The following is a 15,656-nucleotide window of genomic DNA, read 5'->3' on the forward strand; positions in this document are numbered from 1 at the left end:
CCGCCCGGCGAGGCTGAAGTAGTTGCCCTTCGACAGCCGCCCGCGCGGCTGAAACGCCGCGGCCAGCCCGTCGGTGCGCTGCGTCAGCGCGGGCGCGCCCAGGCCCGCGGCGTTGACGACGATGCGCGCCTCGATCTCGGTGCCCGCGGCCTGCACGCGGTGGCGCACGCCGCCGCAGACGATGCGCTCCACCGGCGAGGCCAGCGCGACCAGGCCGCCGGCAGCCTCCAGGTCGGCCTGCAGCGCGAGCATCAGGCCGTGGCTGTCGACGATGCCGGTCGACGGCGACCACAGCGCGGCGCTGCATTGCAGCGCGGGCTCCATGGCCAGCGCCTCGTCGCGGCTCAGCAGTCGGGTGTCGTCTTCGCCGTCCACGCCGTCCACACCGTTCGCGCGGGCGCGGGCCTGCAGCGCGACCAGCTTCGCGTGCTGCGCCTCGTCGGCGGCCACCACCAGCTTGCCGCAGCGGCGATGGGCCACGCCGCGCGCGGCACAGAAAGCGTAGAGCGCCTGCTTGCCGGCCACGCACAGGCGCGCCTTGAGCGACCCGGTGGGGTAGTAGAGCCCGGCGTGGATGACCTCGCTGTTGCGCGAGCTGGTGCCGGTGCCGACGGCGGCCTCGCGCTCCAGCACCAGCGTCTCGAGCCCGCGCAGCGCGAGCGCGCGACCGACCGCCAGACCGACGACACCGGCGCCGACGACGACCGCATCGACGCGGTCCATCGCGAGCTAGCCTTCCGCGACGCGCTTCGCCAGGTGCGCGAGCGCTTCCTCGACCTGGTCGACCAGCACCAGGCACAGGTCGCCGGGCTTGAGCCGCGCGAGCGCGGTGTCGATGGCGATGAACTCGCCGCGGATCTCGTCGACGTGGCGGGTGCGCGGCGCGCCGGCCAGGCCTTCGCGCAGCAGCTTCATCACCTCGCCGTCGGCGCGGCCGCGCTGCGCGGCGTCCTGGTACAGCAGCACCTCGTCGAAGGCGCCGCCCAGGATCACGGTCTGCTCGCGGATGTCGTCGTCGCGCCGGTCGCCGGCCCCGCTGATGACGACCGACCGCGTCTGGCCCGGCGCGGCCGGCATCGCGTCGACCGCGGCCACCAGCGCGCGCATCGCGTCGGGGTTGTGGCCGTAGTCGGCGATCAGCGTCGCGCCCTTGTAGTCCATCACGTTGAAGCGGCCGGGCGCGTTGTCGGCGTCGTTGACGAAGCTCGCCAGCCCGGCGCGCACCACGTCCCAGTCCAGGCCCACGCCCCAGGCGGCGGCGACCGCGGCCATCACGTTCTCGACCTGGAAGCCGATGGCGCCGTGGCGCGTGATCGGCACGTCGCGCAGCAGCACGCGCTCGCGCCAGGCGCCCTCGGCCGCGACCACCGCATCGCCCTCGACGAAGACCGCGCGCTTGCCCTGCGCACGGTGCGTCGCCATCACCGGATGGTGGCGGTCGGCGGCGAAGAAGATGATGTCGCCGGGGCAGGTGTGCGCCATGTCCGCGACGATGGGGTCGGCCGCGTTCAGCGCCGCATAGCCGTGGTCGGCGACGTTCTGCACGATCACGCGCTTGAGCACCGCCAGGTCCTCGACCGTGGTGATGTAGTTCAGGCCCAGGTGGTCGCCGCTGCCGATGTTGGTGACGACCGCCACCTCGCAGCGGTCGAAGCCCAGGCCCTCGCGCAGGACGCCGCCGCGCGCGGTCTCGAACACGGCCGCGTCGACGTCGGGGTGCATCAGCACGTTGCGTGCGCTCTTGGGGCCGCTGCAGTCGCCGCTGTCGATCTGGCGGCCCTCGACGTAGACGCCGTCGGTGTTGGTCATGCCGACGCGCAGTCCGCTGGTGGCGAACAGGTGCGCGATCAGCCGCGTGACGGTGGTCTTGCCGTTGGTGCCGGTCACCGCGACCACCGGGATGCGGCCGTCGTCGCCGTGGTGGTAGAGGTGGCCGATGATGGACTCGCCGACGTTGCGGCCCTTGCCGTAGGACGGCGACAGGTGCATGCGCAGGCCCGGCGCGGCATTGACCTCGACGACGCCGCCGCTCTGTTCTTCCAGCGGGCGCAGCACGCTCTCGCAGACGACGTCGACACCGCAGATCTGCAGGCCCACCATCTGCGCCGCCGCGACGGCGCGCGCCGCCACCTCGGGGTGCACGTCGTCGGTCACGTCGGTGGCGGTACCGCCGGTCGACAGGTTGGCGTTGTTGCGCAGGATCACGCGGCGGCCCTTCTCGGGCACCGAGCCGGGCTCCAGACCCTGCACCGCCAGCCGCGCGATGGCGATCTCGTCGAAGCGGATCTTGGTCAGCGAGGTCGCGTGACCCTCGCCGCGCCGCGGGTCGGCGTTGACCAGGTCGACCAGCTCGCGCACCGTGTGCACGCCATCGCCGCTGACGTGCGGCGGATCGCGCCGCGCGGCGGCGGCCAGCTTGTCGCCGACCACCAGCAGCCGGAAGTCGTTGCCCGGCAGGTATTTCTCGACCATCACCGTGCCGATCTCGTCGGCGGCGCGGTAGGCGATCTCGAGGTGCGGTCGGTCGACGATGTTGACGGTGACGCCCTTGCCCTGGTTGCCGTCCAGCGGCTTCAGCACCACCGGCAGGCCGATCTCCTGCGCCACGGCCCAGGCTTCGTCGGGGCTGGCGACCGGCCGGCCGATCGGCACCGGCACGCCGGCCGCGCGCAGCAGGTTCTTGCTGAGGTCCTTGTCCTGGGCGATGGCCTCGGAGACCGCGCTGGTCGTGTCGACCTCGGCAGCCTGGATGCGCCGCTGGCGCGAACCCCAGCCGAACTGCACCAGGCTGCCCTGCGTCAGCCGGCGGTACGGGATGCCGCGCGCGACGGCGGCCGCGACGATGGAGCCGGTGCTGGGGCCGAGGCGCACGTCCTCGTCGGTCTCGCGCAGGCGCTTGATCGCGGCGTCGATGTCGAAAGCCTGGCCGGTCTGCGCGGCCTCGATCAGCTCGCGCGCGATGGCGAAGGCCAGGCGACCGACCTCCTCCTCGCTGTACTCGACCACGACCTGGAAGATGCCCGGCTCGACCGTCTGCGAGGTGCGGCTGAAGGTCACCGGGCAGCCGGCCTGCGCCTGCAGGGCCAGCGCCACCGACTCCAGCACGTGCGCCAGCGCCAGCGAGCCGGTGTGACCCAGCGGCTGCAGCGCGCCGACGGCGGGGAAGAGCGCGCGCAGCCGGGCCTCGAAGGCGGCGCGATCGGCGATCGCACATTCGGGCGTGGTGCAGGCGACGATCGCCTCGATGGCCGTGTGACGGCTCCACAGGTTGGGGCCGCGCAGCGCGCGGATGCGGGAGACTTGCATCGCTCGTTGTTGTTCGTGGTTCGATGTCGGTACGGCGCGCCGGGCCTCAGCGGGCCCACTTCACTTCGGGCTCGAAGGTCTCGATGCCGGCGGCGATCAGTTCGGGCGCGATGCCCAGCGCCCAGGCGGTGGCCACCGCCGCGAGCACGGTCTCGTCGGGCACCACGGCCATGCGGCCGCGGCCCAGCGCCACCGAGCCGGTCTCCATCGTGCCGGTCGCCAGCACCGCGCGGCCGTCGCGCAGGAACACGACGCGGCCGCCGGATTCGCGCTGCGCGGCCAGCGCCGCGGTGGCCGGGTCGCGGGCGTAGAGGATGACCTCGCCGTCGCACAGCTCGGCCAGGCCGGCCACGCGCTCGTCGGCCGCGTTCAGCACCGCCACGCCGTCCGACAGCACCACGTCGACCTGGGTGCGCAGCACCTTGACCAGCTGGTCGGACTCGCGCACGTCGAACTCGCCCAGGGCCTCGGCCCCGCCCAGGTCGGTGACGACGCCGACCTGGCAGCGGTCGTAGGCCAGACCGTCGCGCAGGATGGCCTCGGCGCCGTTCTCGAACACGGCCACCTCGACCTGGCGGTTGATCAGCAGGCGGTGGCCGGCGTCCCAGTGGGCGCAATCGCCGCGCTCGACCTGGCGACTGCCGAGGAAGAGCCCGTCGCGGCAGGCCAGGCCGACGTGGCGCCCGCTCAGGTGCACCAGCCAGGCCACCAGGCGTGCGACGGTGTGCGTGCCCTGCGAGCCGGCGACGCCGACGATGGGAATGCGGCCGCTCTCGTCCTCGGAGAACAGGTGGTCGACGATCGCGTGGCCGACCGGCCGCGGCACGCCCTCGGCGGGCCGCAGGTGCATCAGCAGGCCGGGGCCGGCGTTGACCTCGACCACCGCCCCGCCCTGCTGCTGCAGCGGGCGCGAGATGTCCTCGGCCACGACGTCGACGCCGGCGATGTCCAGGCCCACCACGCGCGCGGCCAGCGAGACGATGTGGTCGACCTCGGAGTGGACCTGGTCGGTGCAGTCGATCGAGACGTTGCCGTTGCGCTGGATCAGCACCTGCCGCCCGGCCTCGGGCACCGAGCCCGGCGTCAGGCCCTGGCGCTGCAGGTCGGAGACGATGGCGCCGTCCTTGTCGGCCTCGACCAGGCCCAGCGGATGGTCTTCGGTCTCGCCGCGCCGCGGGTCGTTGTTGATCTGGCTGGCCACCAGTTCCAGCACCGTGGAGCGGCCGTCGCCGGTGACCCAGGCGGTCTCGCCGCGCGCCGCCGCCACGACCTTGCCGCCGACCACCAGCAGCCGGTGCTCCTTGCCCGGCACGTAGCGCTCGACCATGACCTCGCTGCCGTTCTCGGCCGCGAAGGCGTAGGCCGCCTCGATGTCCGGCCGGCTGCGCAGGTCCAGCGTCACGCCGCGGCCGTGGTTGCCGTCGGTGGGCTTGACGGCGACCGGCAGGCCGATGTCCTCGGCCGCGGCCCAGGCCGCCTCGGCGCTGGCGACGACCTCGCCCTCGGGGATGGGCACGCCGCAGGCCTTGAGCAGCGACTTGGTCAGGTCCTTCTCGCCGGCGATGCCCTCGGCGATGGCGCTGGTGCGGTCGGTCTCGGCGGTCCAGATGCGGCGCTGCTTGCGGCCGTGGCCCAGCTGCACCAGGTTGCCGCCGTTCAGGCGGATGTGCGGGATGCGCCGGTCGGTCGCGGCGCCGACGATGGCGGCGGTGCTGGGCCCGAAGTAGCAGGCCTCGACCTGCTCGCGCACCTGCGCCACCGCGCCGGGGACGTCGAAGCCTTCGTCGTTGATCGCCGCCATCAGCAGCCGGTGGCCCTGGGTCAGCGCCGCGCGGGCCACCTGCTCCTCGCGGGCGCGGAACACCATGCGGTAGACGCCGCGCCGGGAGGTGCTGCGGGTCTGGCCGAAGCCGGTCGGCATGCCCGACAGGTTGAGCAGTTCGATGACGACGTGCTCGAGCACGTGGCCGGACCAGGTGCCTTCCTGCAGACGCTGCAGGAAGCCGCCGCGCTCGCCGACGCCGCAGTGGTGTTCTTCCAGCGCCGGGAGCAGGCTGCAGAGCCGGCCGTTGAAGCCGGGCAGCTGGTTGGAGGGAAAGTCCTCGAGTTCGCCGAGGTCGAGCCAGGTTTCGAGTACCGGGCGATAGGTCCAGATGTTGGGACCGCGCAGGTAGTTGATGCGTAGCAGCTGAACGTCGCTCTTCTTGCTCATTTCTTGCGGGGGCGATGGCCCCGGGCGGCCCAGGACCGACGCACGATTGTGCGCCCGGCGGGCTCCTTGGCACCATGCTCCGGCCCGCTCTCCATGCGGCAGGCCAGTCCGGCATCGGTCAGAATCTCGGGCCCTTCCGGGGGATAGTGGCCAGCCTTGCGGGCCTTGGCAAAAAAGTCTGAATGCATCATCACCATCCTGTCGACGAGGCGGCCGCCTCCGGGGCGGCCCGTGCGGCCTTGCAAGCCCGGCTTGCACCGGACGAGAACGTGCTGGCCACGTTGGAGGTTGACCTCGACGCGAAGCTGCACTTCGCGCACGGACTGCTCGCGCTGACCGACCGGCGCCTGATGGCCCTCTGTGCGGGCAGCGAACAGTGGCAGGACTGGCCTCTTGACGCCCGGCTGACACTGCGGCACGCCGACCACGGCGGGGTCGGCAGCCTCGAGCTCCACGATGATCGCGCCCGCCTCCGGCTGTGGCGCTACACGCTGGGTAACAACGTGCAAGCCTTGCGTCTGCTGCGGCAGTTCGAGCAGCTGCAGGCCCAGCGCCAGAACGGTGCGGCCGACACCGCGGCGGACGAAGTCGCCGCCGAGCCGGAAGAGGCCAGCGGCGCCGAAGCCGAGGCCCAGCCGCCGTCGACCTGGGTGCTGCTGCGGCTGTGGCGCTTTGCCCGGCCCTACCGGCGCCAGCTGCTGGCCGGGTTTCTACTGACGCTGGCATCGACCGCGGCGACCCTGGTGCCGCCCTACCTGACCATCCCGCTGATGGACGAGGTGCTGATCCCGTTCCAGAACGGCCAGCGCATCGAACCCGGCTACGTGATGCTGCTGCTGTCGGGCCTGCTGGGCGCGGCCCTGGTGGCCTGGAGCCTGGGCTGGGCGCGCACCTGGCTGCTGGCGCTGGTGTCCGAGCGCATCGCCGCCGACCTGCGCACCGCCGCCTTCGAGCACCTGCTGCACCTCAGCCTGGACTACTTCGGCAGCAAGCGCACCGGCGACCTGATGGCGCGCATCGGCTCCGAGACCGACCGCATCAGCGTCTTCCTGTCGCTGCACGCGCTGGACTTCGCCACCGACGTGCTGATGATCGCGATGACCTCGGCGATCCTGTTCTCGATCAACCCCTGGCTGGCGCTGGCGACGCTGCTGCCGCTGCCCTTCATCGCGTGGATGATCCACCGCGTGCGCGACAAGCTGCGCACCGGCTTCGAGAAGATCGACCGCGTCTGGGGCGACGTGACCAACGTGCTGGCCGACGTGATCCCGGGCATCCGCGTCGTCAAGGCCTTCGCGCAGGAGCGGCGCGAGGCGGGGCGCTTCCGCGAGGCCAACAAGCTCAACCTCGCGGTCAACGACAAGCTCAACAAGACCTGGAGCCTGTTCTCGCCGACGGTGTCGCTGCTGACCGACATCGGCCTGCTGGTGGTCTGGGCCTTCGGCATCTGGCTGGTGGCGGGCGGGCAGATCACGGTGGGCGTGCTGACGGCCTTCATCGCCTACATCGGCCGCTTCTACACGCGGCTGGATTCGATGAGCCGCATCGTCAGCGTGACGCAGAAGGCGGCCGCCGGCGCCAAGCGCATCTTCGACATCCTGGACCACGTCTCCAACGTGCCCGAGCCCTCGCAACCGGTGAAGATCGAGCGGCTGCAGGGCCGCATCGAACTGAGCGAGCTGGGCTTCCGCTATGGCACGCGCACGGTGATCCGCGGCCTGGACCTGGACATCCGCCCCGGCGAGATGATCGGCCTGGTGGGTCACAGCGGCTCGGGCAAGAGCACGCTGGTGAACCTGATCTGCCGCTTCTACGACGTGACCGACGGCCGCATCTTGGTCGACGGCACCGACATCCGCCGCTTCGGCGTGGCCGACTACCGGCGCCACATCGGCCTGGTGCTGCAGGAGCCCTTCCTGTTCTTCGGCACCATCGCCGAGAACATCGCCTACGGCAAGCCCGAGGCGACGCGCGAGGAGATCGTGGCCGCCGCGCGCGCCGCGCACGCGCACGAGTTCATCCTGCGCCTGCCGCTGGGTTACGACTCGCTGGTCGGCGAGCGCGGCCAGGGCCTGTCCGGCGGCGAGCGCCAGCGCATCTCGATAGCGCGCGCGCTGCTGATCGACCCGCGCATCCTGATCCTCGACGAGGCCACCTCCTCGGTCGACACCGAGACCGAGAAGGAGATCCAGAAGGCGCTGGACAACTTGGTCCAGGGCCGCACGACGATCGCGATCGCGCACCGCCTGTCCACCTTGCGCAAGGCCGACCGGCTGGTGGTGATGGACCGCGGCAAGGTCGTCGAGGTCGGCCCGCACGACGAACTGATGGCGCGGCGCGGCGCCTACTGGCGCTTGTATGAAGCGCAGCTGCGCCGCGTCGAGGCCGACGACGATGCCGAGCCGCCGCGCCGCGAGGCCGCGCCCTCGGCCCACACCGCCGACCTGGCCTGACCCGATGAAGCGCGACGACGACTTCCACCTCGAGCGCGACGGCCACGGCCGCCTCGTGCTGCTGCGTGCCGGCGAACGCCACGAGGGCGTGGTGCCGGTGCGCGCTTTCCCGCTGGCCGCCCCCGACGAAGGCCTGTCCCTGATCGGACCCGAGGGCCGCGAGCTGCAATGGATCGCCCGCCTGGCCGCGCTGCCGCCGGCGCAGCGCGCGCTGATCGACGAGGAGCTGGCGAACCGCGAGTTCACGCCGGTGATCCGCCAGATCAGGAGCGTGTCGACCTTCTCGACCCCCAGCACCTGGGAGGTCGCCACCGACCGCGGCGACACGCGCTTCGTGCTGAAGGGCGAGGAAGACATCCGACGCCTGGGCGGCGGCGCGCTGCTGGTCGCCGACAGCCACGGCATCCAGTTCCTGGTGCCCGACCTGCTGGCGCTGGACAAGCGCTCCAAGCGCCTGCTCGAACGCTTTCTCTGAAGCCGCCGACCGCCGCGCGCGCGCGGGTCTGGCAAGTCGGAACTGGGGATGCGCGTTCGGCGCACAAGGCTCAGAGTGCCTCGCAGACGCCACGCAGGCGCACCGCCCGGGTGTGGGCAGGCCAGCCTGGCGCGAGGAGCATCTCCATGGCCTTCGACTTCGACCCGCTCTTCGGCAAGGCGCTCGACGCCGGCCTGAAGGCCGCCCAGCCCGGCGGCCAGGCCGCGCAGGACTGGATCCGCGAGAGCGCCCGGGCCAACGCCGGCGCGCTGCGCGCCATCGCCGAGGGCGTGGCGACGCGGCAGATCTCCAGGGAGACCGGCGCGATGCTGCTCGACGAGAGCGGCCGCGCGCTGCAGTCCGAAGCCGCGGCGCTGGCAGTGACCGTCAAGGCGGCCGCGCAGGCCGCCGTCGACGCCTTCCTCGGCACGCTGCTCGGCGGCCTGAAGACGGCGCTGAAGCTGGCGCTCTAGCCCCGCAAGGAGACGGACATGGCCACCGGTTCCGACCTCGTGAAGCTGGGCAACAGGCACCTCGGCGAGACCTACAAGCTCGGCGCCTTCGCGCCCAAGGACAACGCGCGCTGGAAAGGCCCCTGGGACTGTGCCGAGTTCGCGTCGTGGCTGGTCTTCCAGACCACCGGCCTGCTGGTCGGCTGCACCGACAACGCCGCCAACCCGGCGCGCGCCGATGCCTACTCGGGCGCATGGGCGCGCGACGCCCAGGCCTCGCGGCGCCCCGTGAGCCTGGGCCAGGCACGCGCCACCGCCGGCGCGGTGCTGGTGCGCAAGCCCGCGCCCGGCGGCATCGGCCACGTCGCCATCTCGCGCGGCGACGGCAGCACCGTCGAGGCCCACTCCGAACGGCGCGGCGTCACCACCGACAAGGTCGACGGCCGGCGCTGGGACCTGGCGATGCGGGTGCCGCTGATCGACTATCCCGACGAGTTGCCGGTCGCGGTGTTCCGCCCGCCCGCCGCGCTGATCCTGCGCCTGCGATTCCCGCCGATGCAGGGCGCGCTGATCCGCAAGATGCAGCAGGCCCTCAGGGTGCGCGGCTTCGATCCGGGCGACGTCGACGGCGTCTTCGGGCCGCACACCGATGCGGCCGTGCGCAGCTTCCAGCTGCAGGCGGGGCTGGTGCCGGATGGGGAGGCCGGGCCGAGGACCCTGGGGAAGCTGGGGCTGTAGCTCCACGCGAGGCCTCGCAGACCCGCGCTCGGGAGAATTTCCCGAGCCGCCCGGCACCCGCGTTGCTAGCCTCTGTCGGCTCATCGACCGGAGTACCACCCATGAAGCGCACCCTGACCCTGCTGGCCCTGATCGTCGGGGCCTCGTTCGCCACGGCGGCGACGCCCACCGACGCCCAGATCGACGCCGCGATGAAGAAGGCCGACCCGGACAACGACGGCACGCTCGATCTGAAGGAGGCGCTGAAGTTCGGCATCTCCAGGAAGGCGTTCGAGGCCGCCAACCCCGACAAGGACGGCACGCTGGACCGCAAGGAGATGCTCGCGGCGGTCACCGCGATGTTCGAGGCCGCCAATCCGGACAAGGACGGCACGCTCGACTGGAAGGAGGCGCGCAAGGCCGGCATCAAGTCGAGGAAGACCTTCGACGCGGCCAACCCCGACAAGGACGGCACGCTGGACCTCGCCGAATACCTGGTCGCGCTGACGCTGCAGGCCCGGTAGGCGGGCGGCGCGGGGATTCCCCTTGTAGGTACTTGGCTAACACCCGCCGGGCGGCGGTCGGTGCAACACTGCCGCCCGCCCGGACCGCAACGGCCGGGCGCGTCTCCACTTCAGGCGAGCCACGGCATGAGCTTCACCACCGAAACCCACCCGGGCGTCACGGCCCGCCCCGACGCCGCGTCGGACGGCTTCACGCTCAACCACAGCATGCTGCGGGTCAAGGACCCGGCGGTGGCGCTGGACTTCTACACGCGGGTGTTCGGCATGCGCGTGCTGCGCAAGCTGGACTTTGCGGAGATGAAGTTCTCGCTGTACTTCCTGCACCGGCCGGTGGCGGGCGAAGCCGCGGCACCGGACGACGTCGGCGAGCGCACCGCCTGGACCTTCGCGCAGCGCGGCATCCTCGAGCTCACGCACAACTGGGGCACCGAGGCGCAGGCCGACTTCAGGTACCACGACGGCAATGCCCAGCCGCAGGGCTTCGGCCACATCTGCTTCTCGGTGCCCGACCTCGACGCGGCCGTGCGCTGGTTCGACGCGAACGGCGTCGCCTACGTCAAGCGGCCCGAGCAGGGCAAGATGCGCGACGTGGCCTTCATCAAGGATCCCGACGGCTACTGGATCGAGATCGTCGAGGCCGCGCGCCTGAAGAACCTGGGGCGCTGAGCCGGCGGCCCGCGGGCCCTCAGGGCCCGCTCAGGCCGTGCTCGCGCCCGTAGCGCAGCAGCTCGACCGCGGTCACGACGCCCAGCGTCTGGCGGATGCGGGTCTGGTAGTTGGCGACGGTCTTGACCGACAGCCGCAGGGTCTGCGCGATCTCGTCGACGCTCTGCCCGGCCAGCAGCTGCGTGAGGATGTCGAACTCGCGGCTCGACAGCCGCGCGTGCGGTGGGCCGCCCGCACCCTGCGCGACCTGCAGCGCCAGCATGTCGGGCGACAGCGCGCGCTCGCCGCGGGCGGCGCGCCGCACCGCGTCGACCAGCACCTCGGGCGCGCTGCTCTTGGTCACGAAGCCGGCCGCACCGGCGCGCAGGCACTGGTCCAGCATCGCGGCGCTCTCGTGCATCGTGAAGACCAGCACCGGCAGCTCGGGCCGGCGCAGCGTCAGGCGGCGCAGCAGCTCCAGGCCGCTGCGGCCGGGCATCGACAGGTCCAGCACCAGCAGGTCGGGCAGCTCGTGCGACGCGCCGCCGTTGCACAGCGCGCTGTAGGCGCTGTCGGCGTCGCCGTACTCGGCCACCACGGCCATGTCGGCCTCCAGCTCCAGCAGCCGCCGGTAGCCGGCGCGCACCACGGCGTGATCGTCGGCCAGCGCGACGCGCAGCGGCGCGCCCTCGCGGCCTTCGACGCGCAGCGGCGCGCTCGGGCTGCCTTCGACGCGCAGCGGCGCGCCGAATGAAGAGTCCACACGCGGCGTCGTACGCACAGCAGTCATCGTGTTCATCAGGATCCGGAAGTCGTGTTGTAGCGCAACAGGGCCTGCAGGCGCAGCCCCGGGGATGCCGGGCGCTGCGGCCGCGCGGGCTGGCAGTCGAGATCGCCGCCGGCCGCCCACACGCGCTCCTTGATGCCGGCCAGGCCGTTGCCGCGCTGCCAGACGCCGGGATGGTCGAGGCCGCAGCCGTCGTCCTCGACCGACCAGTGCAGCATGCCGCCGCCGTCGACCGGCTGGATGTGCACGCGCAGCGTCGCCTCGGCGGCGCGCGCGTGGCGCGCCACATTGGTCAGCGCTTCCTGGCTGATGCGGTAGACCGCCAGCACCAGCTCGCGCGGCAGCCGTGCGTCGTGGTCCAGGCCGGCGATGTCGAACTGCAGCCGGTAGTGCGTGGTCTGGCCCGGCGACTGGGCCCAGGCCCGGACCAGGTTGTCCAGCAGGCTGCGCAGGCGCTCGACGTCCTCGGCATCGTGCCCCGCCTCGTCGTCCGGCGCGCCGGCCAGCGGCCGCAGGCGCGTCAGCAGCGCGCGCACTTCCTGCTGGATGCGTTCGCACTGCCCGCTCATGCCGGCCACCACGGCGGCCAGCTCGGGCTGGTCGGCCAGCCGGCGCTGCAGCCACGCGGCGTCGACGCGCAGCGCGGTGAGGTGCTGGCCGAACTCGTCGTGCAGCTCGCGCGCGAGGCGGCTGCGTTCGTCCTCCTGCAGCGTCAGCACCTGGGCAGCGAGCTGGCGGCGCTGCGCCTCGGCCTGCTCCAGGGCCCCGGCCAGGTGGCGCAGTGCATTGGCGATGGCATCGAGCTCGCGGATCGGCATCGCCGGCAGCGCACGCACCGCCGACACGTCCTGCTGCTCGACCCGTGCGATCGCCGACAGCAGCGGCGCCAGCGGGCGGAACGAGCGCTTCAGGTGCCAGCGCATCACCAGCAGCATCACGCCGCCGCAGCCCGCCACCAGCACCAGCATGTCCAGCAGCTGGGCCATGGCTTCGCGCTGCTCGGCGTCGTGCGATGCGACCCACTGCGCCTGCCACGGCAGGCCGTCCGGCCGCGGCAGCACGATGCCGACGGTGCGGTCGGCCGGCGGCGCGAACAGCACGCCGTTGAGCGCCACCAGGGCCCGCAGCGGCCACGACGGCGGCGGCTCGACCGGCGGCTCCAGGCGCACGCGGCCGGTCGCGTCGATCAGCCGCAGCTCGAGGTGACGCGGCCCGTCGTCGTGGCCGACCGCCTGCAGCGCCGCCACCAGCTCGTCGTCGCTGCGCACCTGGGCGGCGACCAGCAGCGCGTTGGTGCGCGCCTGCGCCAGTGCGCCGGCCAGCTCGTCGCGCATGTCCTCGCGGGCGCGCCACAGGCCCAGCAGCAACGCCAGCACCAGCGCGGCCGCGACCACCGCCAGGGCGCCGCGCATCACCAGGCGCGGCAGGTCCATCGGCGCGGCCGCCGCCGGGACCGGCGCGGTCAGGTCGGGAGTTTTTCCCGGAGGGACTGGCACGTCCATCGCAACAGAATCGGCGCCCTTTGCGAAGTTCATGACGCGACGTTCATGGCGCAAGGTTCATCAGAAGAATATGAGGAGACTCGGAATGACACGCTCTGCACGATCGACCGCCGTTGGGTTCCGGCAGCGCCCGCGCCTCGCGGGACCCGCACTATCGCCGCTGTCCCGCGCCTTGCGCGCGATCGGCGCGCTAGGGCTTCCCCTGATCGCGATGCACGGTGGAGCAGTTGCACAGACTGCTCCGGCGCAGCAACTCGAGCGCGTCGAGGTCATCGGTGTTTCCCCGCTGCCCGGCCAGGGCATCGACCGCAACCTGCTGCCCTACTCGACCCAGCTCATCAAGCGCGACCGCATCGACGAGGCGCAGGCGCAGAACCAGGTCGACTACCTGAACCGCCGCGTGCCGGGCGTGCAGGTCAACGACATCCAGGGCAGCCCCTTCCAGGGCGACCTGACCTACCGGGGCTTTCGCGCGTCGCCGCTGATCGGCGCCGGCCAGGGCCTGTCGGTCTACCTGGACGGCGTGCGCATCAACGAGCCCTTCGGCGACGTCGTCAACTTCGACCTCGTGCCCGAGTTCGCGGTCAGCAGCATCGCGCTGGTCCCGGGCGCGAACCCGGCCTTCGGCCTCAACTCGCTGGGCGGCGCGCTCGCCTACACCACGCACGACGGCCGCAGCGCGCCGGGCCTGCGCGGCGAGATCTCCGGCGGCAGCTTCGGCCGCAAGCGCTTCGACCTGAGCTGGGGCCACAGCAGCGACAGCGGCTGGCACCAGTACGTCGCCGCCACCGCCTTCGACGAGAAGGGCTGGCGCGACTTCTCCGACGGCCGGCTCGGCCAGTTCCTCGGCAAGTTCGGCCACGACAACGGCACGACCAGCTGGAGCGTCGGCCTGCTGCTCGGCAGCAGCAAGCTGGTGGGCAACGGCCTGTTGCCGGCCTACACCATCGACGAGGGCGAGCTGACCGAGGACCTGTACTTCAACCGCCGCCAGGCGGTCTACACCCACCCCGACCAGACCAAGAACCAGCTGGGCCAGCTGGGCTTCAACTTCCAGCACGCCGTCGACGCCAACAGCTCGATCTCCGCGCTGGCCTACGTGCGCAAGAGCAAGCGCGACACCATCAACGGCGACGAGGCCGAGGAAGAACCGGTGCTGCCGGACGATCCGAACGCCGCGTTCAACACCACCAGCACACGCCAGACCGGCTACGGCGCGGCGATCAGCTTCGCGCGCGCCAGCGGTGCCCACCAGTGGCAGGTCGGCGCCAGTGTCGACATGGCGCGGGTGCGCTACCGCCAGCTCGAGCAGGAAGGCTTCTTCACCGACACCCGCGGCGTGGTCGCCGAGGAAGGCGAGGACCCCGAGCTGTCGGCCAACGTCGAAGGCAAGTCGACGAGCTTCGGCCTCTACCTGACCGACACCTGGCAGGTCGGTGCGCGCACCCACGTCACCGGCACGGCGCGCTACAACCGCTCGACGGTCAGCAACACGCTGACCACGCGCGACGACGACACCGACGAGATCGAGACCAAGCCGCGCGAGCGCTTCACCTACAACAGCATCAACCCGGCGCTCGGCATCGCGCACCGGCTCGGCGAGGCGGTGACGACGCCGACGATCTTCGCCAACGTCGCGCGCAACACCCGCGTGCCGACCGTCATCGAACTCGGTTGCGCCGACCCCGAGGAGCCCTGCCGCCTGCCGGCCGGCCTGCAGGCCGATCCCTTCCTCGAGCAGGTCAAGTCGACGACGATCGAGGCCGGACTGCGCTGGCCGTTCGCGCCGGGCAAGCGCTTCAGCATCGAGGCCTACCGCACGGTGAACAAGGACGACATCCTGTTCCGCAGCACCAGCGTGACCGGCCAGCTCGGCTACTTCGCCAACTTCCCGAAGACGCGCAACCAGGGCGTCGACACCGAACTGGCGGTGAGCGCAGGCGCTGTCGACTTCGGCATCGGCTACAGCTACCTCGAGGCCACCTACCAGGCCGACGGCGTGCTGCGCCAGGGCGAGCGCAACGTCACGATCACGCCGGGCACGCGCATCGCCGGCCTGCCGCGCCACACGCTCAAGCTGGCGCTCGACTGGCGCCTCGGCGGCGGCTTCAGCGTCGGTGCCGACACGCAGACGGTCGGCAGCCGCGGCGTCTCGGGCAACGAGGACGGCCTGCTCGAGGACGGCGCGACCGGCGACGAGGTGCGCACGCTCAAGATCCCGAGCTACACGCTGCTGAACCTGCGCGCGAGCTGGAAGCCCGGCAAGCAGTGGGAGTTCTACCTGAACGTCAACAACGTGACCGACAAGCGCTACGAGACCTTCGGCGCGCTGGCCGAAACGGTGTTCACGCCGACCGGCGCCTACGCCGGCGACGAGGCAGACGCGCTGTTCGTCGCGCCGGGCGCGCGGCGCTCGGTGTTCGCCGGACTGCGCTTCAAATTCTGACGAGTCCCTCGCGGCGGACGAGCGATCCGCCGCCCTCGCGCCCCGGCCGACGCTGCGTCGCCCGGGGCTTTTTCTCGCCCGCGCGGCCGTGACACACTGTGCATGCTTTGGCACAGCACGCCCCGTCGGCCCGTCCC

At 72.0% G+C, this 15,656-nt stretch carries 11 protein-coding genes and 1 pseudogene (1 of these 12 cut by a window edge); 7 read left to right on the top strand and 5 right to left on the bottom strand.

The genetic code is table 11. From position 1 onward, the window contains the following. The 3 genes and pseudogenes from QZV97_RS00865 to cphA (QZV97_RS00875) all read right to left on the bottom strand — a co-directional run. Nucleotides 1-723 (bottom strand): annotated as a pseudogene (locus tag QZV97_RS00865) (NAD(P)/FAD-dependent oxidoreductase) (it extends 348 nt beyond the left edge of the window). Between the two features lie 6 nt (nt 724-729). Continuing rightward, complete coding sequence (cphA, locus tag QZV97_RS00870) at nt 730-3,306, bottom strand: cyanophycin synthetase (protein ID WP_295636819.1); 2,577 nt, start codon at nt 3,304-3,306, stop codon at nt 730-732. A gap of 46 nt (nt 3,307-3,352) precedes the next feature. Continuing rightward, nucleotides 3,353-5,518, bottom strand: coding sequence for a cyanophycin synthetase (cphA, locus tag QZV97_RS00875; protein WP_295636824.1), 2,166 nt, complete (start codon nt 5,516-5,518; stop codon nt 3,353-3,355). A gap of 182 nt (nt 5,519-5,700) precedes the next feature. On the opposite strand from cphA (QZV97_RS00875), the gene QZV97_RS00880 reads away from it, so the two are divergent. The 6 genes from QZV97_RS00880 to gloA all read left to right on the top strand — a co-directional run bounded on the left by QZV97_RS00880 (nt 5,701) and on the right by gloA (nt 10,805). Next, nucleotides 5,701-7,971, top strand: coding sequence for an ABC transporter ATP-binding protein (locus QZV97_RS00880; RefSeq protein ID WP_295636827.1), 2,271 nt, complete (start codon nt 5,701-5,703; stop codon nt 7,969-7,971). A 4-nt stretch (nt 7,972-7,975) separates the two neighbouring features. Further along, nucleotides 7,976-8,446, top strand: a complete 471-nt coding sequence (locus tag QZV97_RS00885) for a DUF1854 domain-containing protein (protein ID WP_295636830.1) — start codon at nt 7,976-7,978, stop codon at nt 8,444-8,446. 146 nt (nt 8,447-8,592) lie between these two features. Further along, a complete protein-coding gene (locus QZV97_RS00890) occupies nt 8,593-8,919 on the top strand; it encodes a hypothetical protein (RefSeq protein ID WP_295636834.1) in 327 nt (108 codons plus the stop codon). 18 nt (nt 8,920-8,937) lie between these two features. Further along, nucleotides 8,938-9,636, top strand: a complete 699-nt coding sequence (locus QZV97_RS00895) for a peptidoglycan-binding protein (RefSeq protein WP_295636837.1) — start codon at nt 8,938-8,940, stop codon at nt 9,634-9,636. 101 nt (nt 9,637-9,737) lie between these two features. Further along, complete coding sequence (locus QZV97_RS00900) at nt 9,738-10,139, top strand: EF-hand domain-containing protein (RefSeq protein ID WP_295636840.1); 402 nt, start codon at nt 9,738-9,740, stop codon at nt 10,137-10,139. A gap of 126 nt (nt 10,140-10,265) precedes the next feature. Beyond that, nucleotides 10,266-10,805, top strand: coding sequence for a lactoylglutathione lyase (gene gloA, locus QZV97_RS00905; RefSeq protein ID WP_295636843.1), 540 nt, complete (start codon nt 10,266-10,268; stop codon nt 10,803-10,805). A gap of 19 nt (nt 10,806-10,824) precedes the next feature. Here the strand turns inward: gloA and QZV97_RS00910 are convergent, their stop codons facing one another. Together QZV97_RS00910 and QZV97_RS00915 are read right to left on the bottom strand one after the other, a co-directional pair. Next, nucleotides 10,825-11,574: a response regulator transcription factor gene (locus QZV97_RS00910; protein ID WP_295636848.1), complete on the bottom strand. Its 750-nt coding sequence runs from the start codon at nt 11,572-11,574 to the stop codon at nt 10,825-10,827. A gap of 8 nt (nt 11,575-11,582) precedes the next feature. After that, entirely contained in the window at nt 11,583-13,073 is a 1,491-nt protein-coding gene (locus QZV97_RS00915; RefSeq protein ID WP_295636851.1) for a histidine kinase, read from the bottom strand. 211 nt (nt 13,074-13,284) lie between these two features. Between QZV97_RS00915 and QZV97_RS00920 the strand changes: the two genes are divergently transcribed. Further along, nucleotides 13,285-15,519, top strand: a complete 2,235-nt coding sequence (locus QZV97_RS00920; protein ID WP_295636855.1) for a TonB-dependent receptor — start codon at nt 13,285-13,287, stop codon at nt 15,517-15,519. Nucleotides 15,520-15,656 lie beyond the last annotated feature (137 nt).

This window comes from uncultured Methylibium sp., from assembly GCF_902826655.1.
Classification (GTDB): domain Bacteria; phylum Pseudomonadota; class Gammaproteobacteria; order Burkholderiales; family Burkholderiaceae_C; genus Methylibium.